The sequence below is a fragment of the Parahaliea mediterranea genome (assembly GCF_003402235.1).
Lineage (GTDB): Bacteria > Pseudomonadota > Gammaproteobacteria > Pseudomonadales > Halieaceae > Parahaliea > Parahaliea mediterranea.
In genome coordinates this window covers 532026-554603 of record NZ_QEWO01000002.1, presented here as the reverse complement: position 1 = coordinate 554603, position 22578 = coordinate 532026, and the positions used below count along the sequence as shown (strand labels likewise).

17 protein-coding genes and 1 pseudogene are annotated in these 22578 nt (G+C 57.3%); 10 read left to right on the top strand and 8 right to left on the bottom strand.

The features are described from left to right. Nucleotides 1-209 precede the first annotated feature (209 nt). Nucleotides 210-773 carry a hypothetical protein gene (locus DDZ17_RS22345; RefSeq protein ID WP_157976531.1) on the bottom strand — a complete coding sequence of 188 codons (564 nt, stop codon included), beginning with the start codon at nucleotides 771-773 and terminating at the stop codon, nucleotides 210-212. A 526-nt stretch (nucleotides 774-1299) separates the two neighbouring features. Here DDZ17_RS22345 and DDZ17_RS07955 point away from each other — a divergent pair. The 4 genes from DDZ17_RS07955 to DDZ17_RS07940 all read left to right on the top strand — a co-directional run bounded on the left by DDZ17_RS07955 (nucleotide 1300) and on the right by DDZ17_RS07940 (nucleotide 4475). After that, entirely contained in the window at nucleotides 1300-2541 is a 1242-nt protein-coding gene (locus DDZ17_RS07955; RefSeq protein ID WP_116365581.1) for a tyrosine-type recombinase/integrase, read from the top strand. Between the two features lie 71 nt (nucleotides 2542-2612). Then, nucleotides 2613-2852: a hypothetical protein gene (locus tag DDZ17_RS07950; protein WP_116365580.1), complete on the top strand. Its 240-nt coding sequence runs from the start codon at nucleotides 2613-2615 to the stop codon at nucleotides 2850-2852. A gap of 192 nt (nucleotides 2853-3044) precedes the next feature. Next, nucleotides 3045-3311: a helix-turn-helix transcriptional regulator gene (locus tag DDZ17_RS07945; protein WP_206613480.1), complete on the top strand. Its 267-nt coding sequence runs from the start codon at nucleotides 3045-3047 to the stop codon at nucleotides 3309-3311. Nucleotides 3312-3323: 12 nt separating this feature from the next. After that, entirely contained in the window at nucleotides 3324-4475 is a 1152-nt protein-coding gene (locus DDZ17_RS07940; protein ID WP_116365578.1) for an AAA family ATPase, read from the top strand. A 282-nt stretch (nucleotides 4476-4757) separates the two neighbouring features. Here DDZ17_RS07940 and DDZ17_RS07935 read toward each other — a convergent pair whose 3' ends face one another. Continuing rightward, nucleotides 4758-5795, bottom strand: a complete 1038-nt coding sequence (locus DDZ17_RS07935) for a transposase (protein WP_206613479.1) — start codon at nucleotides 5793-5795, stop codon at nucleotides 4758-4760. Between the two features lie 445 nt (nucleotides 5796-6240). Between DDZ17_RS07935 and DDZ17_RS07930 the strand changes: the two genes are divergently transcribed. The 3 genes from DDZ17_RS07930 to DDZ17_RS07920 are packed head-to-tail and all read left to right on the top strand — an operon-like array spanning nucleotide 6241 to nucleotide 10984. After that, nucleotides 6241-8793 (top strand): TonB-dependent receptor, encoded by a 2553-nt coding sequence (locus DDZ17_RS07930; RefSeq protein ID WP_170150181.1) that lies wholly within the window; start codon nucleotides 6241-6243, stop codon nucleotides 8791-8793. 14 nt (nucleotides 8794-8807) lie between these two features. Beyond that, the gene (locus DDZ17_RS07925) at nucleotides 8808-10097 is read left to right on the top strand and encodes a hypothetical protein (RefSeq protein WP_116365574.1); all 1290 of its coding nucleotides are present in this window, start codon (nucleotides 8808-8810) and stop codon (nucleotides 10095-10097) included. A gap of 14 nt (nucleotides 10098-10111) precedes the next feature. Then, nucleotides 10112-10984: an alpha/beta fold hydrolase gene (locus DDZ17_RS07920; protein ID WP_157976530.1), complete on the top strand. Its 873-nt coding sequence runs from the start codon at nucleotides 10112-10114 to the stop codon at nucleotides 10982-10984. Nucleotides 10985-11061: 77 nt separating this feature from the next. Here the strand turns inward: DDZ17_RS07920 and DDZ17_RS07915 are convergent, their stop codons facing one another. The 3 genes from DDZ17_RS07915 to DDZ17_RS07905 are packed head-to-tail and all read right to left on the bottom strand — an operon-like array spanning nucleotide 11062 to nucleotide 14868. Next, complete coding sequence (locus tag DDZ17_RS07915) at nucleotides 11062-13248, bottom strand: PQQ-dependent dehydrogenase, methanol/ethanol family (RefSeq protein WP_241505820.1); 2187 nt, start codon at nucleotides 13246-13248, stop codon at nucleotides 11062-11064. 22 nt (nucleotides 13249-13270) lie between these two features. After that, nucleotides 13271-14164 carry a LysR family transcriptional regulator gene (locus DDZ17_RS07910; protein WP_116365569.1) on the bottom strand — a complete coding sequence of 298 codons (894 nt, stop codon included), beginning with the start codon at nucleotides 14162-14164 and terminating at the stop codon, nucleotides 13271-13273. A gap of 20 nt (nucleotides 14165-14184) precedes the next feature. After that, nucleotides 14185-14868 (bottom strand): nitroreductase, encoded by a 684-nt coding sequence (locus DDZ17_RS07905; protein WP_116365567.1) that lies wholly within the window; start codon nucleotides 14866-14868, stop codon nucleotides 14185-14187. 115 nt (nucleotides 14869-14983) lie between these two features. Here DDZ17_RS07905 and DDZ17_RS07900 point away from each other — a divergent pair, with 115 nt between their 5' ends. Both DDZ17_RS07900 and DDZ17_RS07895 read left to right on the top strand, forming a co-directional pair. After that, the gene (locus tag DDZ17_RS07900) at nucleotides 14984-15883 is read left to right on the top strand and encodes a LysR family transcriptional regulator (RefSeq protein ID WP_170150180.1); all 900 of its coding nucleotides are present in this window, start codon (nucleotides 14984-14986) and stop codon (nucleotides 15881-15883) included. Between the two features lie 161 nt (nucleotides 15884-16044). Continuing rightward, a complete protein-coding gene (locus tag DDZ17_RS07895) occupies nucleotides 16045-17517 on the top strand; it encodes a coniferyl aldehyde dehydrogenase (protein ID WP_116365563.1) in 1473 nt (490 codons plus the stop codon). Nucleotides 17518-18207: 690 nt separating this feature from the next. Here DDZ17_RS07895 and DDZ17_RS07890 read toward each other — a convergent pair. Further along, nucleotides 18208-18516, bottom strand: a pseudogene (locus DDZ17_RS07890) (transposase zinc-binding domain-containing protein); the annotation flags it as partial. A 582-nt stretch (nucleotides 18517-19098) separates the two neighbouring features. On the opposite strand from DDZ17_RS07890, the gene DDZ17_RS22625 reads away from it, so the two are divergent. Next, nucleotides 19099-19263, top strand: coding sequence for a hypothetical protein (locus DDZ17_RS22625; protein ID WP_170150164.1), 165 nt, complete (start codon nucleotides 19099-19101; stop codon nucleotides 19261-19263). A gap of 612 nt (nucleotides 19264-19875) precedes the next feature. Here DDZ17_RS22625 and DDZ17_RS07880 read toward each other — a convergent pair. Further along, a complete protein-coding gene (locus tag DDZ17_RS07880; RefSeq protein WP_116365558.1) occupies nucleotides 19876-21006 on the bottom strand; it encodes an FAD-dependent oxidoreductase in 1131 nt (376 codons plus the stop codon). Between the two features lie 97 nt (nucleotides 21007-21103). Further along, nucleotides 21104-22120 (bottom strand): DODA-type extradiol aromatic ring-opening family dioxygenase, encoded by a 1017-nt coding sequence (locus DDZ17_RS07875; RefSeq protein WP_206613478.1) that lies wholly within the window; start codon nucleotides 22118-22120, stop codon nucleotides 21104-21106. Between the last annotated feature and the right edge of the window lie 458 nt (nucleotides 22121-22578).

Genomic DNA, 22578 nt, shown 5'->3' with positions numbered 1-22578 from the left:
ATCAACTTCCAGAGCTCGCTAGCTGCTGTACGAGCCAGGCAATGGAAGAGCCCGCGATGGCGTCCGCCAGGCGAATACCCTCCAGGACAAACTTCGCCTTCTATCGCCGGTTGTGACATTCAATCTTCAGCTTAAGCCGTGCAATTTCCAGTTGTATCCGTGCATTCTCCAGTACCTAGTGTTCCGCCTAGCTCGGTGACTTTTTTGGACTACTGTGTCATACACTTTTCACGCACAAATCCGCAATACTGGTTGAATTGGAGAGATAGGTTTTGGCGCATTCGATTGACAGTCTCGAATTGGGCCTGGGAGGACTCGAGGTCACGCTTTGCTTTAGCAATCACTGCCTCGGCCTCCTTGGATGATTGCCCTGCTAGCCATAATCCACCATAAGAGCTAGTTGCTGCGAGAATTATGCAGCCTAATCCAGCGGTGGTCGGGCAACTCGCTATGCCTATTACTCCTATTATGCCCAATGTGGCATTGCCTAGATTAGATGTATCAGCCCCGTTTACGCGGTCTGTAAGCCATTTATCCGCACTGGCTACCTCCGCATTGAGGCTTTCCCAGTCAGGTGAGAGTCCTTCAATTGCCTTGTAAAGATTCAATCTAGATTGATCTAGTGTGTGGCAACTCATTGACTGTTTGAGTTCTTCAACGGCGATTATTCTGTCACGATCTATTTCGAACGATTTCGCGCATGAATGGTCCAGTTCTGCACTAATGGCATTCGCTCCAAAAAAAAGTAGTACAACAAAGGCCGAGATGTTCATATATTGCCTCAATAGTTTTCGGCTGCCTGAAATAGATAGAAGAATTCTGTAAGTTCAACAGTAGTTTAGTTCAATATGAGCCGAGTGAAGCATCTAGGAATAGAGGGAGCGCATCCACTTGCTGCTGGCAGAGCAGAGCGACGAAATGGTTGATTACCAAAGGGGTCTTAAATTTGGGGCCACCATGGGACCACGCACGCGCCTTTTCATGCCACTCCACGCCCAGCCCATTTTCTAAGTCTTTGATTTTAAAGGCGTGGGAGGGCATTCAGTGGCGTCATTTTCGCCCTTTGTAGATTCGAATCCCTCGCTCTCCGCCATTTTCGATCTCAGTGGTCACTCAAGGTCACTTCTGGTCACACGAAAAGCCCCGTAAATCGGGGCTTTTTGCTATATGAGCACTTTTTGTGCTCTTGCGTGACCTCCCGAGGTTCATTACCGTAACGGGAAATTTTGGGGACATGGGCGGGGACACGGATACCCACCCCCGCCCCCGATACCCCCAAATCCCGATCGAGGGTAGGTAATGAAGCTCACCGCGACCAAGGTCAAAGCGGCGAAGCCGGCAGAGAAGGCTTACAAGCTATTCGACGGCCGAGGGCTGTTCTTACAGGTCACGCCAGCCGGCTCGAAAAGCTGGCGCCTCAAATACCGCATAGGTGGCAGAGAGAAGCTGCTTACCTTCGGCCCATACCCCGAGATATCGCTCGCCGACGCCAGGGACAGAACAACCGAAGCTCGGCGCGAGCTCCTGGACGGCAAAGACCCGTCGGAGAAAAAGCGACGCGAGGCTCTCGAGCGGCAGTACGGCCAGGCGACCACCTTCGAGGCAGTGGCCGAGGAGTGGTGCGAAAAGAAACTCACTAACCGGTCACAGACACACCGCGCCCGCTGCCGGAACTTGCTCGATCGCTATCTATTCAAGTCGATTGGCTCGCGCCCGATCAAAGAGCTATCTGCGCCGGAAGTCCTCGAGGCGCTGCGCAGGATTGAGGCCCGCGGCTACATCAACAGCGCCCACAAAGCCCGCCAAGTTGCCTCGCAGGTTTTCCGCTATGCAATCGCCACCGGCCGGGCCGAGCGTGATCCTGTCGCCGACCTCCGGGGCGCTCTACAAGAAATCGAAAAGCGCCATTTTTCAGCCATAACCGACCCGGCGGCCGTCGGCCCGCTAATGTCGAAAATTTTCCGATACGAAGGGTCGGCGATATCGACCACCGCGCTCAAGGTGTCGGCATATATCCCCTCCCGACCGGGAGAAATCCGCACTATGGAATGGAGCGAGGTCGATCTCGAGGCGGGGGTGTGGGAGTTGCCCGAAAATAAAACCAAAACCGGCCAGGCGGTCGTAGTGCCGCTTTCGCGCCAGGTGCTCGAGGTGCTCGAGGAGCTTAAAAAATACACAGGTAGCGGGCGATACGTATTCCCAAGTGCCCGGGGCGACGCCCGGCCGCTGAGTGAGAACACTGTGCGGCTGGCCTTGCGAGCTCTGGACTATGGCCGGGAGGATATGACCGCGCACGGGTTCCGCGCCATGTTTCGCACGATAGCGGACGAGGTTCTCGGCTATCCGGTCGACTGGATCGAGCACCAGCTAGGGCATTCGGTACGCGACGCAAACGGCCGCGCCTACAACCGCACAAAGCACCTCGACCGTCGGCGGGAATTGATGCAGGCGTGGGCCGACTACCTCGATCACCTCCGCGAGTTGCACGAGGAGGGAGAAACTATCAGTAGTGCGACAGGAAAAGAATTTGCCTTTGGGTGAAAAGCCGGGGGCGCCAGTGCGGCTAATCACGGGCGCCCCCTAATCAAAACGCGACTATCAGGAGTACGCGAATGACTGTATGCAATTCTAGCCTAACCACCACCCCCACGCAGGCCCAAGACAAGCTAGAGCAAATCTGCTCGTTTGCCGCCAGTGTGGCCGACATGCTCGACGACGGGCTCGCGGATCGGGAAAGCATTACCGATGCCCAACTCGTCGCGATGCGAGCCCTTGCGGGCAATATCGGCGCCCTGGCAGATAGCCTGGCCGGGGGTGGATTTCGGGGTGACGCGGTTGCCTGGATGGGTTAGCGGAAGCGTTTGGCGCTCTTTCTAGGGGGCGGCTGTCGCGTCACCCCCTTTTGTTAAATTTGCACACTCTAAACCGCCGGTTTAGTCGTCGCTCGATTTTCCATACCGGGGGGGCGATCTGAGAAGTAAAGTCTATCGGGAAGGTGCCAAAAAGTACCTGCCAAGGAACCATACAGACCCGAGGGCTAGAAAATGTCAGAGCAAATCAAAATCACCGCCACCAATGTCAGTTCGCTCGTTTCCATATTGGAAATCAATCCCGAGCAGTTAATAAACGACCGTCAGGCGGAAGCGTTTCTAGGCCGCAAGCGAAGCACGATAAAAAATTCGCGCCATACCGGAAAGCTGGGAGGGGTAGAGGCACCCCGTCACTACAAAATGGGGAGGACTGTCCGGTATCGAGTCAAAGACCTTTTGGAGTGGCGCGACAGGTTCGACACACAAGCAGCCGGGCAATAAGGGGGCGGGGCCGTGAGCAATGAGAATTGCCATCCGCTCGACCCGGAAGGGTACGAGGAGGAAAAAGTGCACCTCGACCTCGTCCGCAAGGTGCACCCGCAGCTAATGCCGCTTCATGTATTAAGGAATGCGGCAGCGGGGCGGCCATGGCTAATCGAGAGCCTTCAACCGGAGGGATCGCTCGTGTTGACCTACGGCGCCTACGGTTCGGGAAAATCCTTCTACGTCCTCGACAAAGCCCTGCACCTGGCTTGCTTTGAGAATTATCTTGATCGACAAGTAAGGACGGAGGGGCGTCACTCGATATATATCTATGGTGAGGGTGCCGACGGTGTTGCGGCCAGGGTCGAGGCGTGGTGCCGTCACCACGGCGTTGCTGAGGATGAAATACTATTTGCCGGATACCAGGGGCCGGTAAACCTACGGCAGCGCGCGGACGTAGATGGAATACTCGGCGCAATGTCAGATGCGCGAATCTCTCCCGCCCATATTGTGATCGATACTCTGGCGGTGAATGCGGGCGCCGGTTTCGACGAAAACAGCGCGAAGGATGTTGGCGACCTTCTACTAAACCTCCGATATCTACAGTCAAAACTTGTCGCCCCTTGTTCGATTGAGCTGGTTCACCATACGGGCAAAGCCGACGCCAAAACGCCGCGAGGACATTCGGCGCTCCCGGCTGCAATGGACGCGATATTCTCGATCAAGCCGGCGAAGCAAGGTTTTACGGTTTCTTGTGTCAAACAGCGCGACGGAGATCGAGGCGCAGACATGAATTTTGATCTACTTCCGGTGGACACATCCAAGACCTTTTTGTTGATGGATATGGACACTTGCCAGGAGAGTCAGGTAGAGCACAAAAGGGAATCGCTGGTCGCGATACCTCGCCTACCGGATAGCGCCGCGCAGACAAGAAATATAATGGCGGGCGAAAAAATCACCGCGGGCAGGCGAGCGGGGATCGAGGTGGCGAAGCTCTTGTCAGATCGTTACGGCGACGACTCCTTTCCTGTCGCAGAATTTGGGGCGCTGATGGCGGAGGGGCACGGCATCGTAAAACAAACGGCCTCGGGGGTGAGGCGGTGGCTTGTCGACCACGGTGTGCTCGTCTCGAATCCTAACGGAACCCTTCAACCCGGCCCCCATATCAACGACATCAATTAGTCCGATTACCGCCGACAGACTCGCACACTAAGTCCCACGGCTGTTTCGGACTCTGCGCCGGACGGGTCGGACTCAGTCCGAAAAATATCATCAGTGATTAAGTATAAGAAGTATAAACGGGGTGTCGAGAGTAACTGATCGTCCAGAAAATGGTCGCGGAACCTGAGGTCGTGGGTACAGGCTCGCACAGTGCCTGCGGTCAGTGCTTGCATTGCTGGTCTTGTTGATCATTCTCGCTCACCTTCGAAACCCGGCACGAACAACTCTATACCGACGAATTCCTCAGTGGCTTCCTTGCTGATTGAGAGTTGTTGAGCTGGAATCCTTCCCAGCGACAAGAGGTAATGTCTCAGGGGGTGCCCGGGATGGTGGTGTCAGTAGAGGTAGTGAAGAGGTGGCCAGCTCATTATCGCGCAGGTGAGCCAGTATTGTGTCGATGATCTCCTGATCCTCGATGCAAGCGATGACCCTGACAGTACCGCCGCAGCGGCCACAGACCTTGATGTCGATACTGAAGACTCGTTTTAGGCGCTGGGCCCAGGTCATTGCTGCGTGACGCTCGGCGGGTGTGCGGACTTCTGCGTTGGCGATAGACTTGATGCCTTTCCCACGCCTGGCTGGTGTGACGAGCCCGCGCCAGCGGTGGTTCGGCGCGAGTACGCCGTGGTAGCGGGTGAGGTTGACCCTCGGCTTCGGCACTAGTGCCGCCAATCTCGCTATAAAATCCACGGGATCAAATGCCACTTGCGTCGTTCCATCGCTGTAGGGCGTCTTCAGAGTATAAACCACCTTGCCAGTGGAACTGAGCGAGAGGCGGGGAACGGCTACGGCGGGGCGAGCAATGTACCGGCATAATCGCTCGCGCTTCTCCTTTTGATGACCCTCGCAGCTCACACCCGCATGCAGGGAAAAGCCATTGGCCTTGGCCACCCGTTCCAGTCCGGGGTCAGGCCGATCCAGGGGACGAATAGTGCGGATCATGAACGCCTTACGTCCCTGCAGTGGGCCGACGGCTATGCGGTAGGAGATGGAGCTACCCAGAATCTGTGGCATGGCATCGCTATCCTCGGCGGGGTCGAGGTCCAGCCAGGCGCTCTCGGTGTCCTGTTCCAGCAGTCCATGGCGCTCGAGGCAGCGGCCGACGCGCTGGCTGATCAGTTGAATCAACTCCTCCAACTCGGCTTTGTCCGGTGCCTTGATGCGTTGAAATCGGGGCGGCCTGTTGTCGCGATGCACATAGACGCCAGCGGACGTCAGGTGCTCGGTCGAGCCATTGTTGAGGTGAACTGAGCGGTGCAGGCCCCCGCGCATGTTTCGCATGGTGTTGTCGCTCTGTCGGCAATCTGCATGCGTGCTCTCAGTGGCCTTGCCATGGTGCTTACAAAGCCGGTGGCAGCGGTGGTGGACAAGACGATGACCAGAGTTACACCACACGACGGAATACTACTATAGCCGTACCCTTGGGCCAGTGATAGATGGCGCATGCTGTGCGATTTCTCCGGGGTGGCCTTCTTCTAGATTGCGCGAATTCTCGTTTCGAAACCGAAACGTCTGGAAGTGGCAATAGGGCGAAACTATAGGTTGTTATTCATGAAATAAACTTCCGGCATTCTCCGTGATTGGATAGTCTCGATACCGAAAAACCGTCGTTTAATCCAGTTCAGGGTTATTAAATAAGATCCAGGGGTCTTGTTGAGGGTGCCTTGCATCATCATCCTCCGGCTTTGTCGGTAAGCAATCACAGGCATTGGATATGGGGTATAAAATGAAAATCAAAATGCAATATTTACGTTATATATCAGGTGCGGTCTCAACAGCTTCAATAGCAGGGCTGGCGGCATGGCCATCGGCGAATGCCGATGCGCAAACCTCAGCGCTTGAAGAAGTTATCGTTACAGCCCAGCGGCGGCTCGAATCGAGCCAGGACACGCCCGTCTCTATCACGTCCCTTGGCGCTGACTCTATTGAAAAGCGTTCAATAAAGAGCTTTGGCGATTTGATCGGCGACGTCCCGGCGGTTGGTGGCTTTGAAGCTCCCGGGTCGAGAGGAACAGTGGGTATAAACATGCGTGGTGTACCCGGTGGATCGCCTGCGAATGTGTCTCTTGACCCCGCTGTCGCCATGTACATGGACGGTGTTTTCATTGGTAAAACCGCGGGCTCCTCGCTGGATGTGGCCGACATTGAGCGAATAGAGATCCTGCGGGGGCCACAGGGTACGCTTTACGGGAGAAACTCCACCGCGGGGGCAATAAACCTGGTCACACGCCGCCCGACAGGGGAGTTCGGGGTACGTGCAAAAGCCGGCATAGGACGCTTTGGCGAACGCTCCTATAGAGGTGCTCTGGACCTGCCCTCGATCGGTATCGAAAACCAGGGGCTCGGGCAGCTGAGATCCAGCTTTGCCTACCAGAATCGCTCGAGGGACGGGCTTTATCGCAACGATAGCGTGGGTGAGCCCGACTTCGATGAAATCGATCGCGAAGCCTGGCGAGCGTCGCTCGATTGGCGCCTTGGGGATAACTTCTCTGCCAGTTATATCTACGATGCCAGCAGGCTGGATGAGCACGGCGCACTTCAGCAAGTGGTGGGATTCAATCCGCTGGACGCGTCTGGCACTCCCCGGATCCCTGCCTTGCAGGCCATTCAGGGGGGTCTGGAAGCGTTATCCAGAGTGGCTGGAGCTGACCCGCGTATTGCGAGTGAGCTTTTGCCCGCATTCGATAACACGATCTCCGCATATCAGGCGGCAGATCGTCTTGGTGAAGGACGCCGACGTCACGGACAGGCCGATAATACACCACTGACGGACAGTAAAAACGGTGGCCATGCGCTCACCCTGGAGTGGGATGCTGGAGAACTGGGAGCCCTCGGAGATGTAACATTTAAATCCATTTCCGCCCATCGCAAGATGAAAAGCTATGTCTTTGGCGACCTCGAGGATTTCGACACAGAGCGCGCCAATGTCTGGAACGATCTCACTCTGCTTACGCTTGGCAGCCTCTATTTCGGTTCCGGCGGCGCCTCCAGCCCTGTCGTCGATCGGCTTTGGGAAGGCATCGACCAGATTGGCGCTTTTCACAGCAATCAGGACACGACGACGCGTTATGATCAGCTCTCCCAGGAGCTGCAGATGATCGGAACAACAGAAAACCTGGATTACACGCTTGGTTTCTATTATTTTGAGGACGAAAGCCGTTTCCGGAGGAACGCTGTATTCGCGGCCCCGCTGTCCGGCCTACAGCGCCAGAATTACGACCTGGAAACAGACGCCTGGTCGATGTATGGACAGAGTACCTGGCGTCTTCCTGTCCTCGACCACCGGCTTTCGCTTACTACGGGATTGCGATACACCGAGGAGAAGAAGTCAGTATTCTATAATTATCTCGGTACCAGCTCGCCATTCTCTCCAGATTTTGACCCGGACGATATTCGGCAGGTTCAGCCAAAGCTTAACAGGAGCGAGGATTTCTATAATCTGAGCGGCACTCTCACACTGGCATACGCATTTACCGATGATCTGAATGCTTTCCTGCGCTACGCCACGGGGTATCGCAGCGGCGGATTCAACGGCGAGCTCTACGACAATGCCTTTAATGAGGAAGAAATTGAACAGCTGGAATTCGGCCTGAAAAGTGAATGGTGGGACCGCCGGTTGCGAGTCAATGCCTCCCTGTATGGTTATAACGTGGACGATATGCAGGTCAGCACGATATCCGTCAATGCGCAGGGAAGTACGTCAAGTTCAATCAGAAATGCGGGCAAGGCCAAGCGATGGGGCGGCGAACTGGAAGTCCTTCTCGCTCCAGTCGAGGATCTTTTGCTCGGCTTGAATTATGCCTACATAAGCGGTGATTTTGACAGGTATCCACCCCTGCTTAATCCGGACGGGCAGGGAGGATTTCTCGAGGTTCCCGTTCTCGACAAGGCGAAACGCAGCGCTTCACCCAGCAACCAGGTAAGCCTGACAGCAGATTATACCTTTGCTCGTCTGCCCCTGGGTGACATTACCGGGTTCGTACAGGTCAATTGGCAGGATGAGTGGTACGAGGTCACGCTCTCGACGTTTACCGATAGCACGGGAATAACCTCTGTTCTTCCCCACCAGCGTATGGATGAGCGCACAGTGGTGAATGCTCGATTGAACCTTGAGCAGGTCCAGTGGGGGAACGGTGTACTGAGTGTTGGCCTGTGGGGAAAAAACCTGACAGATGACGACTATCCCACTTATGGAATCAACTTTGGAAGTCTGGGGTTGATTGCTCAGCAATACGCAGAACCCAGGACCTATGGTGTCGACGTGACGTTCGAATACTAGGGCTTGAAACGACTGTGAGCCGCATCTTTTTAGCCCTGGTACTCTCCTTCTTTATGTATGAGCCTCATGCAGAAGAGAATGTCCTGTCGGGCGATAGCCTGTATAGATCGGTTGTACAGTACTTCGAGTTTGGTGAGCACAGAACCGGCACACGGGCAGATCAGAATACCACGTCGTGGCTCTATGACGAGTTGACTGCTGCCGGTCTTGAAGTGGAGACCAACGAGTTCGAGCTGTTGCAGTTTTTCCCCGGGGATCAGGAGTTTCATGTTGAAGGGCGCCGTCTGGATATCTTTCCACACTGGTTTCCCAGGAAAACCGACGGTGAATTGAGGGCGCAGATAGCGCGCTATGAGGGACAGGACCTGAAGGGAAAAATTGCCTATTTTCCTGCAGAAATGAACCACCCCTGGTATGCCATCGACCCAGCGAAACTCTCCGCGCAAGCGGCGGAAAGCGGGGCTGTTGCTGCCGTCTTTGCTCTGCCTCATCCCTCAGGCAGGATCTATGCAACCAATGCTCGAGAGCCCTATCTGCAGCGTCCACTTCCAATCCCCACCCTGGTCATGGGCGAAGACGATGAGGGTGCTGTTCTTCGGGCAATCGAGTCTCGACAGTTGGCAGTACTTGTCAGTCAGGGCGAGACGCGGAAGACGACAGCAGCAAATGTTGTTGCCCGCTATCCGGCGGTGACGGAAGATGGCTTGCCGTGGGTGGTCGTTTCCACTCCCACCAGTGGCTGGTTTGGCGTTGCAGGCGAGCGCGGTCCTGGAGTTGCTTTATGGCTTGGGATTGCCAAGTATGTGGCAACACGAGGTACCCGGGTTAACTGGCTGTTTATTGCCACCAGCGGGCATGAGCTGGGTTTCATGGGGTTGCCTCACAGCAAGAGGGAATTGCCGGCGGCAAATGAGGTGGTCATGTGGCTGCATCTTGGCGCTTCCATCGCTACGCGAGAATGGGAGGAAGGTGATGGCGAGCTTGTTCCCCTGGATCGGGAGAATCGCCAGGGTGCTCTCTATCTAAGCCCCGAAATTCCGGAGAATGTGGGCAGTCTTTTTCGGCAGCTGTCGGCAGTTAAAATTAAAAATATCGAGGGTCTTGGTGCGGGTCAGTCCGAGTTGTTCGATATTCACACGAAGGGTTTTCCAGCAGCCGGATTCGTGGGCGCTCATCGTTATTTTCATACCCCGGCCGATACGCCAGAGGTGACCTCTGCCGAGCTGCTTGCCCCTTACGGACATACAATGCGCGAATTTATCGATTTTTTCACTTTTAGTAATGTCGAGAGGTCCATGCCGTGAGTATTGCAAGGAAAGTGAGTATCGCACTGGCGATACTGTTCTTGCTGGTTGCCGCCTTGATTTTTCTGGCGCTACGCGATAACCCCGCCAGGGTTGCGTTGGGTGCGGAGAAGACCGTTGATACGGAGGAGGGTGTTGTTCAGTACTTTCTAAGTGCTAACACGCCGGCAAGACATGGCGAACGTGTGGTGCTGCTGGCCAGCTACGCCCGCTCGGTATCGGATTTCAATGAGCTGGTGGAGGTCCTGAACCGGCAGGGCTATCAAACGCTGGCAATGCAGATGCGCGGCGTAGGTGAGAGTACGCTTCAGCCAATCGCCTCGAGCCTTTTCGATTATGCAGAGGATCTGGCCGCTGTTCTGGATGCCGAGGGCTGGCAGGAACCTGTGGTTATCGTGGGTCACGCCTACGGCAATCGTGTTGCCAGGTCTTTTTCAAGTCGATACCCGGAAAGGGTGAAGTCATTGATCTTGCTTGCTGCGGGTGATAGTCCGCCTCCCGACGAGACACGCGATGATATTTCCAAAGTGGTGTTCCAGTTGCGGCCTGATTCGACTCGTTACGAGGCGCTGCGAAGGGCCTTCTTCGCTCCCGAAAATATGCCCCCGGAGTACTGGTTGAGCGGCTGGTATCCCATGGCCGGGATGGTTCAGGCATACGCCACGGCCAATACGCCATTGGAGAGCTGGACCGCGGCGGGCAATGCCCCCATGCTGGTGGTCCAGCCCGAGCATGATGCAGCGGCCAGCCACGGTGCAAGTGCCCTGAAGGCCAGACACCCCGACCGTGTTACCGTGATACCGCTGGCAGGAGCCGGGCATGCGGTTCTGCCCGAGAAGCCAGAGCGTGTCGCGCAGATCATTCTCGGCCATCTTTCGGCGCGCTAATCACGCTTGTCCACTCAGGCCGGGCTTCAAGCCAGCGCAGGCGAATCGGCAAGCTGTCCCTGTGCCGCATAGTCACGTCACGCCGACGAGCTGCTCGCGCCCAGAAACGTGGCGATCAACCATGACAGGACACGGTAGTACTGTCGTCGCAGGGCCGCCACCCAGGCGGATTCGGCCTCAATGGCGCGGTCTGTGTGGGCCCGGTCGATCACGTAGGCGTGGATATCCTTCACATCCTGCTCGTTCAGCACATCCCCGAATGCCGGCATGCCCAACCTGGCCATGGCGCCCTGGCGGACAATCAGGTCGAAATTGTCGTGAAACTGGCTGGGTAGATGGCGCAGGTCGATGATCCCGCTGCCGGAAACGGCAAGTACCCCGTGGCAGAATGCACAGTATTTGTGATAGAGGTCGGCGCCCCGGTCCAGACGTTCGGCGTCGCTTGTCAGTCGCGGCGGAGGTGCTTCAGGTTCCGGTGTCGGGGGAAGCGGCGGTAGCTGCGCCTGCCCATTCAGTTTGAACGTGAGCATGCGGCTTTGCGCAGCGCCGGGCGGTGGTTTGAAACCGCTCATCAGCCCGTAGGCACCGCCCCAGCCGGCAAGCACAGTGATGTACTGCTCCCCGTCGACGGTGTAGGTAACGGGAGGCGCGATGATTCCGTTCTGCGCGGTAAAGGACCAGAGTTGCTCGCCTGTATCGGCACGGTAAACGCCGAACTCGCGATCGCCTGTGCCCTGCATGACCAGGTTGCCTGCCGTGGTCAATACGCCGCCGTTCCACAAGACCGACTGAGGGATGCGCCAGGCCTCCTGCTGGCGTACCGGGTCCCAGGCCAGAAGATACCCGAAGGCGATCTTGTCGCGCAGAATATTGTGGAACATGGCATCGCCGGGCGGTGCGCCCTCGTCAATGATTCCCCGGTTGCGCAAACCCGGCTCAATCCGCATTTCGGGCGCGCCTTCGAAATTCATCGGTGCATCCATCGCGGGGATGTAGACAAGACCGGTTTCCGGATTAAAGGCCATGGGTTGCCAGTTGTGGGCGCCACCGCTGGTCGGTTTGACCAGCGCCTTGCCGTCCCGGTAGTCCATGCCCGGGTTTTCCACTGGGCGCCCGGTGGCCAGGTCATAGTGGCTGGCCCAGTTCACCTCGACGAATGGTTCGGCGGAGATGAGCTCTCCATCCGTGCGGTCGATAACCATAAAGAAGCCGCTCTTGGGCGCCTGCATCAGCACCTTCCGGACCTCACCCTCGATTTCCAGGTCGGCCAGTATCATGTGCTGAGTCGCGGTATAGTCCCAGGTCTCGGCTGGAACCACCTGGTAGTGCCAGACGTATTCGCCGGTGTCGGGGCGCAAGGCGACGATCGAGGCGAGAAAAAGGTTGTCCCCCCCGTCAGGCGAGCGTAGGTGGCGGTTCCACGGGGAGCCGTTGCCGACGCCGACATACAGGAGATCCAGTTCCGGGTCGTAGGCCATGGAGTCCCAGACCGTCCCACCCCCACCAAGCGTCCACCACTCACCCGTCCAGGTTTCCGCGGCCATGCGCATCGCCTCGTTTTCGAAGCCATCCTCGGGATTTCCCGGCACTGTGTAGAAGCGCCAGGCCAGCTCGCCAGTGTGGGCATCGTAAGCGGACAGATAGCCGCGAACGCCGTATTCGGCTCCACCGTTTCCGATCAGCACCTTGCCCTTGACTACCCGCGGTGCACCGGTAATGGTGTAGGCCTGTTCCGGATCAACAGTCTGCACAGACCATTCGACCTGCCCGGACTGGCTGTCCAGTGCTACCAGGCGTCCATCCAGGGTGCCGATGAATACCTTGTCCTCCCAGATGGCAACACCGCGATTGACCGCATCGCAACAGGCTTTGCGCGCGGTGGTTTCACGGGGGACCTGGGGGTCGTACAGCCAGAGCTGTTTGCCGTTTCGGGCATCCAGGGCGTAGACGCGGCTCCACAGGCCGCTGAGATACATGACGCCATCGACCACGATTGGGGTAGCCTCGAGGCCACGGTGATGCGCTGTGTCAAAAAACCAGGCCAGACCAAGTTCGCTCGCGTTGTCAGCGTGGATCTGCTGCAGAGGACTGTAGCGTTGTTCGTCATAGGTCCGCCCGTGGCTCAACCAATTACCGGGTTCCTTGTCCGCCTGGATGATGCGTGCCCCCGTCACGCCGGTGGTTTCGGGCACCGCAGCCTGTAAAGTTGGCGCAACAATCAGGCAGATCAGTATGCCGAGCAGGGCGCTGGCTGTGATTGACAAGTGCTTTCCGGACATGGTCTGTTCAGTTCCCCGGTTCAAGTTGCTGGATCAGCTGGCGCAGCCAGCGGTTGCATGGGTCGGTGTCGCGGCTTATGTGCCAGTACAGGTGGAGCTCCAGGGCCGGCGTCTGAAACGGCAGCTCGATGGTGGGAAGCCCCAGTATGGCCGCGAGCTTGCGAGGCAAGGTGGCAGCCAGATTTGTGGTCCGCAGAAGTCGCGGAATTGCCAGGTAGTCGGTGACCGTCAATCGTTCGCGACGTTTGTACCCCATGGCGCTCAGGGCGTAATCCACATGTCCCAGCCCGGGTGCGGTGTGCGCTACAGCCACATGTTCCAGCGACAGGTAGCTGTTCAGTGACAACCCGCCACTTAGCTCGGGGTGACCTTCCCGGACCACGCAAACGAATTCATCACAAAGCAGAGGACGGTGGCACAGCAGGGGCTCGTTGAAGGCGGGCGTGGTAATGACGACGTCCACGCTGCCTCTGGTCAGCTCGTCGGGAATGCGATGATGTGGAAACTCCAGGCATTCCGTGACAATACCGGGAGCGCTCAGCTGGAGGGCCTGGGCCAGGTTGGGTAGCAATATTGCGGTTGCATAGCGATCCATGCTCAGCCTCAGCGTCTGGCTCGAAGTGGATGGATCGAAGGTCTCCTGCTGTATTACACTATTATTCAGGCGCCACAGGGCTTCGCGCACGGGCCCTATGATACTGCGAGCAAAGGGTGTGGGTGTCATGCCGGCATGGTTTCGCTCGAATAGCGGGTCATTCAGGGCGCGCCGCAGGCGCGCGAGGGCATTGCTGACCGAGGGCTGGGTAATCTTCAGCACCTCCGCCGCGCGAGTCAGGTTTTCCTCGCGATAAATGACTTCGAAAACCAGAAAAAGGTTCAGGTCGATTTGATCCAGCCGCATATTTGCCCTGCTCGTGCAAGTCAGTCGAAGCCTCGCCAGGTGACGTAGTCTGTCAGTGGCGCTCGAGGCTGACGAACCCGGTTCACTGCCGCGTCCAGGGCGCGATAGCCCAGGCAAACCCCGGCCATGACGCGCACGGAGTCCGGCAGTGTTAGTGCTTCGCGAACCGCCTGTGGCCAGACAGTCCAGCTCACCTGGGGACAGGTGTCCAGGCCCTGCTCGCGAGCGGCGAGCATCAGGCTCTGCAGGTAGATGCCCAGGTCCAGGCACTGGGGCATGTCCATGTCGCGATCCATGGTCAGCAGAATGCCCACCGGTGCGCCAAAGAATCGGTAGTTCTGCATGACCTGGGCAATACGGCGGTCGCGGTCTTCCCGCGAGATTCCGAGCGCGCTGTACATGCGTTCACCACACTCGGCCCGGCGCTCACGGTAGGGTGAGCCAAGCCCTGCCGGGTACGTGGGGAATTCCGGTTCGGTTTGCCCGCCCCTGTCCTGCATGCTGTTGAAGACCCGCTCACTCAGGTCGGCGATCGCCTGGCCAGTCAGTACATGGACCTGCCAGGGCTGCAGGTTGCCGCCCGAGGGCGCTTGTCCGGCCAGCGTCAGCAGGGTCTCCAGAGTTTCCCGGCTTACCGGCTGATTACTGAACTCCCGTACCGAGTTGCGGCTGCCGAGTGCGGCGGTCACGGAAAGTGCGGTCATGGAGTCTCCATATCGAGTACTGGACGGGATTCCGGGGAATTATAGAGATTCCTTTGTGCGCATAAAGCAATGATAATGAAATGACTGTTTCATCATGCGAACAATGAGGGTGTCGATGGATCGGCTGATCAACATGATGGTTTTCGCCCAGGTCGTGGAGTCGGCCAGCTTTTCCCGCGCGGCGGAAGCGCTGGGCATGGCGAAATCCTCCGTGAGTAAAAAGGTGCGGGACCTGGAGCGCGAGCTGGGCGTGCGACTTATCCAGCGGACAACCCGTCAGTTCCGGGTAACGGAAGCCGGCGAGGCCCTCCAGCGACACTGTCAACAGATTCGTCGCGAGCTGGATCTGGCCAGGGATACTTTGAGCGGATATGTGCAGCAGCCGAGTGGTATCCTGCGCATAGGGGCATCGCCACTGTTTGGCAACGTGATGATCGCTCCGCTGATTCCGGCATTTCAGCAGCTGTACCCTCAGGTCCGTGTCGAGCTTCTCAATTCGGAACGGCTTAGCGACCTGGTCGGTGAAGGCTATGACCTTTCACTGCGCATGGGAAAGCTGGCGGACTCCAGCCTGGTGGCCACGCGTCTGTTTACCGTCCGCTCGGTACTGTGTGCCTCCCCCGGCTATCTTCGCCACGCTGGGGTGCCGACGCGGCCAGCGGATATTGAGCGGCACCGCTACATCCGGTGGATGGCACCTTCAGTCCCGCCCTATGTGGCCCTCACTTTCAGTAAGGCTGGGCGCACTTATACCGTGCCCGTGACCAGTCAGTTTTCCAGTAACGACGCCCTGGCGACCAAGATGGTGGCCTTGTGTGATGGCGGTCTCGCGATGCTGCCCAACTATGCCATCCACCAGGAGCTGGAGGAGGGCAGGCTGGTGGCGCTATTGACCGACTATCGCAGTCACGAGGCGCCAATTTCACTGGTGTATCCACACCGCGAACAAATCGCGCCGAAAGTGCGTGCCTTTGCTGATTACCTGGTTGCGCGGATGCGCGACGTTGACCTTTGAGGAAAGCCTCGCTCGCTATAAAACCTGCGAATGGTTAGCCATTAGTGAAATAAATTTCCGAATGCCCCCGTGATTGATTAAAGTCTCGCCTCGACGTACCCGTATTCGGAAGGAGTCGGGCTGCTCGAAATGCTATTTATGTAGAGCGACAGGTGAACGAGATGCAAGATAAAGCTGTGGATACTCCAATTGGCGACACTGGCGTCAACGAGGGCGCGCCGAGTCTCGACGCTCTGTTGCATCGACAGCGGCGGGCGTTTCAGGCCGTCCCCTACCCCGACGCAAAAATGCGTATTGATTGGCTGAACCGCTGCATCGCCTTGCTGGTTGACCACCACGTCTCGCTCTGTGACGCCGTCAATGAGGATTTTGGGTGCCGCTCACCCATCGTGACAAGGATGACGGATATCGGGACCTCACTGACCACACTCAAGTACGTGCGCAAGAACGTAAAGCGTTGGATGCGTGCGGAAAAGCGCCGGGCTCCCTTTCCCATGGGCCTGGTGGGTGGCAAGTGCAAGGTACATTACCAGCCAAAGGGCGTGGTCGGCATCATGACACCCTGGAATGTGCCGATCAACATGGTTTTCAGCCCCCTCGCCGATGTCTTTGGTGCCGGCAACCGTGCGCTGATAAAACCCTCTGAATTTACGCCGCATACCGCAGAACTCCTGCAGTCACTCTTTGCCGAGTACTTCGCGCCCGAAGAGGCCGCTGTGGTCACGGGCGGTGCCGAGGTGGGTGCAGCCTTCAGTTCACAGCCGCTGGATCACCTGATCTTCACTGGCTCCACGCGCGTTGGGCAGGCGGTCATGAAGTCGGCAGCGCAGAACCTGACCCCGGTAACCCTTGAGCTGGGAGGGAAGTCTCCGGTCATCGTGTCGGCCAGTGCGGATCTCGGGGACGTGGCAGACAAACTGGTGGCGGGCAAATCAATGAACAGTGGCCAGGTATGCATCAGCCCGGACCTCTGCTTCGTCCCGGAGCAACACCTGGAGAAGTTCGTTGAACTGTGCCGCGAGCGCTTCACGGAGCACTTTCCCACGGTGGTTGGCAACCCCGACTATGTGGCGATGATAAATGATCGCAACTACCTGCGTGTCAAGGGAATGCTTGACGAGGCGGGGGACCAGGGTGCCAGGGTGCTCTCGCTCGACGCCACGGGTGGAAACTGGCGCGAGGCTTCCGGGCGCCAGATTCCCCTCCATCTGGTGGTGAATCCGCCGGAGTCTTTGCGGGTGATGCAGGAAGAGCTGTTTGGTCCAGTGCTTTGTGTGCTTGGCTATCGTGATTTCCAGGACTGTGTGGAACAGGTTCGTGTGCGACCGAGGCCTCTGGCACTGTACTATTTCGGCAAGGACCGCGACGAGCAGAACGATATTCTGCATAACACTGTGGCCGGTGCCATGACCATCAACGATGTGGCTTTTCACTATGCCTGTGACGATATGCCTTTTGGCGGTGTGGGCGCTAGCGGATTTGGCCAGTACCACGGCGTCGAGGGCTTCCGTACCTTCAGTCACGCAAAGTCAGTGTACACGCAGGGGGTTGTCAACCTACCGAAGATCTTCGGCATGTTGCCTCCTTACACTCAAAAGCTAGAGACGTTATCGGTCAGGATGATCAAGCGTTGAACAGTTAGGAACTGTAGATCAGCTGCTGATTAGAAATTCTTCCGATAGCGGAAATCTCCTTTGGCCTCGGAGGTAGCACGGGACTCCAGAGTCTCGTGCTACCTCCGAGGCACCCAGATAACGAGCAACACGTCAAATAGCTAACACGCGAGAACGACTCCGGTGCGTCGGGTATCTGTCTACCTTTCCAGAATCCCGCGACCGGGGTCCGACGGTATTCGACCCGCACAGATGTCAACCAACCACCATAAAACTGATAGCGAATGACCATCCTGGCCACCCGAGTTCGACAGCAAACAACGTAACTCCTTGATTTCATTGAGTGCCGCTTTCAAAATTGCCACTACAGCAGCGGCAGCTGCTCCGGATTGCTCGGTTTTTCCACTCGCAAGCTCTGCAACAGCGCCGCCTGCTCCGGGCTCAGCGAGGTAATGCCGGAGCGGTTCTTCCCCGCAAGCTGGATCTGGTGGTGCTGGATGCGTCGCAGGGTTTCCAGTGCGCGTTCCGGTGAGATGCTCTGTTCCGCCTGGCGCAGACGCTGGCGGATTACCCGATGCAGAATCAGCGCAATAAAACACAGGTACGCATGGGCGCGGATTCGGTTTGGCAGCCGGTGATATGATCCTGCCCACCAATGATGGACACCCTGTTAAGCGCGGATTCGGTTTGGCAGCCGGTGGCCAGAAGGGCAGCGGTCTCGGTCATGCGGCGGGCGCCACAGCTGGGGCAGAAACCGCGCTTCTTGCAGGAAAACGCTACAAGTCGTTCGAAATGGCATTTGTCACATCGTACCCGGAGAAAGCCGTGCTCGAGGCGGCCGCACTTCAGGTAGGCCTCGAATTCCTGGTGTACATGCTGGGGCAGGGATTTACCCTGCTGGGCCAATTGGTCCACAAGGGCAGGGTAGTGCGCCTCGACGAGTTGATAGAGAAGGGTCTGTTCCGGTTGATGGCGTTCGTAGGTAGTGTGGCCAAATGCATCCTTGCCTGGCGACAGCATATTGACTTGACTCCAACATCTGTGGTGCCGAAGTCACGTACATTGAAGCAATCAGAGCTGGCCTGGAACATCTAAATCAGGCGAGTCCTTACCCCCAGGGTTCAAGAAGTAAGTTTGGGACCATCGAGGGACCATCGTGGGACCACGCCCGCGCCCCTTCACGCCCTGTAATGCCCACACCAAATTTTCAAGTCTCTGATTCTAAAGGCATTGGAGTGCATTCGGGGGCGTCAGATTTAACCTGTGAAGTTTCGAATCCCTCGCCTCCAGGGTGTTTAGTGAGGGACAGAGAGAATATTTTTAAGAAAGTTCTAAACATGGTATTTTTCATGGTATCGCCGATTGGTGATAAAATAAGCTATTGAAAATAAGAGATAAAAAGATCTTATTTACAATCGAGTGGGAGTAGCCAGAAATCTGCCACTGACTGGCATCAACAAGCAGAAAATAAATCCTAATCTATTGTTGTAAGTGGTATTGCATGAAAATGCTTGGCAATGTCAGGCACTCTCTAGCACAACCAAGGAGACTTCTTTCACCCAGCGCAAATTCACTACGTCCTTTTTCTGTAATGAGTTGGGCATGGAGAATGCCCTGGAGTCGAATCCCAAGGACATCGCAGAGCAGTACGAAAAGCAGTTACTTGGTCTGAAAGAAGCTTACCGCGAGGCCATGTTGGAGCTTAAATTCAGAAAAATGCGCATAAACAGCGGCAGACTCGGGAGCGCACCCTCTCGACTCGAGTGACGAGTGATTGAAGTGAGGGCTACCGTGCAGTGGCCTGGTTATTGGGTGAGAACAAGAATACTGTTCAGCCGATCTCCCAGATCAAGGATTGGCAGGTGCGGAAACGTAAGTCTGGCCGCCGACACCGCGTCCGGTGGTTGCCCTCGGTGGCTTCCCGGCCCCATGAACGCTGGGCGACCGATATGGCGAGGGTCGGGTGCGGTGTTCAGCACCGTTGGTGTGCCCCGACCTTGGTGATGGATTGCTTCACCTGCGAGTTAATTGGTTGGCGCCTCGGCCCGACCGGTAACGCCAAAGCCCAAGCCAAAGCCAAAGCCGCTGAGGCGGCCTTGGAAGTGGCATTGGGAGCGCTGTTCCGATATGACAATGAGCAGCGAACCCATCCACCCCCTGGGCATGAAAACGCCCAGGGGGTGTATCAGCTGGCAGCGTAGGCATGCTGTTTTAACTCGCTCATTACAAGCGCTTGGAACAGGCAGGCTTCCACTGGCCGCAGCGGTGCGGTGAGACTGTGATCACCTTTGGATCGGCACGCAGTTCACCGACCCTCCATGATCTCGGTGAATTTCGCCGGCCACCAAGGTGGCGTAGCAACCGCGGCTGGCAAGGAACCTAGACCTGCGTGATGATCTCGGAGCGCGCGCCGCGGCTGGTTTGCGCCGAAAGCCAAGGATTGGCCAGGAGCTGGGGAATGATTTCCGCGCGCACTTCGTTGGGGATATTGGCGATTTCCCCGAACAACGAGGCCCAGTGTTGGCAGTGATCCACGAGCGGGCGCATTGCCACTTCCCAGGTTTGCAGTGCCGACGGGACATCGCGCCTGTCTTCGACTGCGGCGAGATATGCCGCCAGCGCCAGGCCATTCTGCATTGCCATGCCACCACCTTGCCCCAGGTTTGGCGTGGTGGCGTGAGCCGCATCGCCGAGGATGCAGGCATTCCCCGCAGACCAGGTCCGACACTTGACTAGGCTGTAAACGTTCCAGGTTACCGGGCCAGTGATGCGATCAAGCAGGAATGCCCAGTCGGGAAAACTGGCTTTCCAACAGGGCTGGATGGCGGTATCCCGGCCTTCGCTGTCGGTCGCGGGACAAGTCAGCGCCAGGTATACCTCCTCGTCATTGATAGGGGTAATCAGCAGGCGCCGCTGGCCGTTCCAGCACTCGATACAATGCCCGCGGGAATCCGCGGGCATCTCCGCCTGTGTCGCTTTGACTACGGTTCTCAGCGCTCCTTCCCTGGTCTGTTCCTGGGATAGCAACAAACCGAGGGTGTTTCTTACCGATGACCAGGCGCCGTCGGCCCCAATCACGACGTCGCCATGTGCGCTGTCACCGGAAGCAAAGAGCAGGCTGCCATCGGCGCGAGCCTCCACCACTTCGGTGCCGGTTACGATCCTGGCTCCGGCCCGGGTTGCGGCGTCTGTCAGCCCGGCGTGCAGGTCGCTCCGGTGAACCGCAACCACACGCGCACCCGGGGGCAGCTCCGCGGGTACCATGGCATTGCCGAGGTGGTCGCGCTGCTCTACTCCACTGGCAAGGAAGGCATTGCGCATGGCGCGGTCATAGGCGCCAATTTCGGACAACACGGTCAGGCCGTTGTTCCACAGGTAAATGCCGGAGCCATTGACGCGAAGTTCCGGGTGGCGCTCATAGACGGTTACATCCCAACCCCGTTGCCCAAGGGCGGCGGCGGTGGCAAGCCCTCCGATACCTGCGCCGGCGATCAGTGCTTTGCGTGTCATGATGAATTTCTCCTGTAAACCGCCTTGCCTGTTGCAGCAACGAAGTCATCGGGCAAGGCGGATATTGGTGACAGTAGTGTGTGGCCGCTGGCCAGATTTAGTTCGCTGCTAAGGTGTTGTCATAGGACAGTACCGACACCCCACCCATCCATTCCTTGACGGGCTCATAGAACAGGGTACGGCCGGGAACGCAGTTCAGCGCTCCCATCATCATGACCCACAGGGCCATTTCATAGCCGCCGTTTCCCGCGTCGTGATAAATATCTTCGTAGCTCATGCCTAGTAAGGTTTCTTTGTCGCCCTGCGCCAGAGCATTGAGTACGCGCCGGTCCCAGTCAACATTGATTAGATCGTCTCGGGTGGCCGCCATTTCCATCTCGCGCTCCGCGATCATCCGGGAGAGTTTAGGGTCTTTCGTCATACCGCCAGGGCCGGCGCGTTGGGCTTCCAGCATTCTTTGTTCGAACTCGTTGAGTGGTTCCTCGGTTTCGTTCACGAAAGGCGGCCAGTGGGAAATGCCGCCACTGGCGATGATGGCAACTTTTTCGGGGCGCTCGGCGATTACCTGCCCTAACATCTGACCAAGATCGAAGCATCTTGACAAGGTGGGACAGGGCGGCACGAAGCAATTGGTAAAAATCGGCACGACAGGAATATCACGTTCCGGCCTCAGGAAGCGCATGGGAAGCAGTACGTTGTGTACGAGTTCAGCCGAGCCCCAGCGCGTGATATCGAAGCCTGCCGCGATGCCCATTTCCAGGATGGTTCTTGCGTATTCCCGATGACCGGCGATTGGAGCCCGTTCGAGTTGGATCCAATCCTCGAGATGGGCGGGGGGGCCATAGTGTTGATCCGCCACGGATACTGAAAAGGCAGGCATGTTGTCCATGGACGACATGTCGAAATGGTCGTTGACCAGAGCCAGGATGATATCCGGCTGGGCGCGCGCAAGTAGACGCCGGGCTTCATCGAATCCGCTAAGGATGTTTTTTACCTGGCCCGCGGGAGGTAGCGACAGGAGATTGCCGAGGCCGGGGGTATGGGTCATGCCAAAGGCGGCAACGATTTTCGATTCGGTGCCAGCTATAAGCTGCTGGGATGCTTCGGTCGTCATAGGCTCACTTCTCCGTTGGTGTGCCATGGTTGAAGCGGCACTGGGTGTTTTGGTGGAACCCAATGGTTGGGGTCCTTGTGTTGGGCCGCCCTCGGGGGATACGTGCCTATTTATATGTTATTACATATGAAAGTGCAAGTTTATGGTGTGCCAGGTGACCGAAGGGCAAGGAGGTGAAGGCGTAAGCGGTGCGTCTGTTGCCGAGATGCGACAAGTGCGGATGAGTGTTAGGCAAGCCGTGCGTGGCAGGCATTTTGCGGTTGGGACCCAAGTGCGTTTTGGAGTCTGTTTATACCCGGCAGTCGAGTACAAAGGCGATTGGGAGAGGGCGGGAGTTGTGGCGGCAAGTTTGGTGGAGTCTACCGTGCGCTGACTTTTCTTTCGCGTAGGCTGACGCTGTATAAGCTTGCAGTGGAGTGCGTAGAGCGATTGCCCAGGCGAAAAACCCGAGCGGGGAG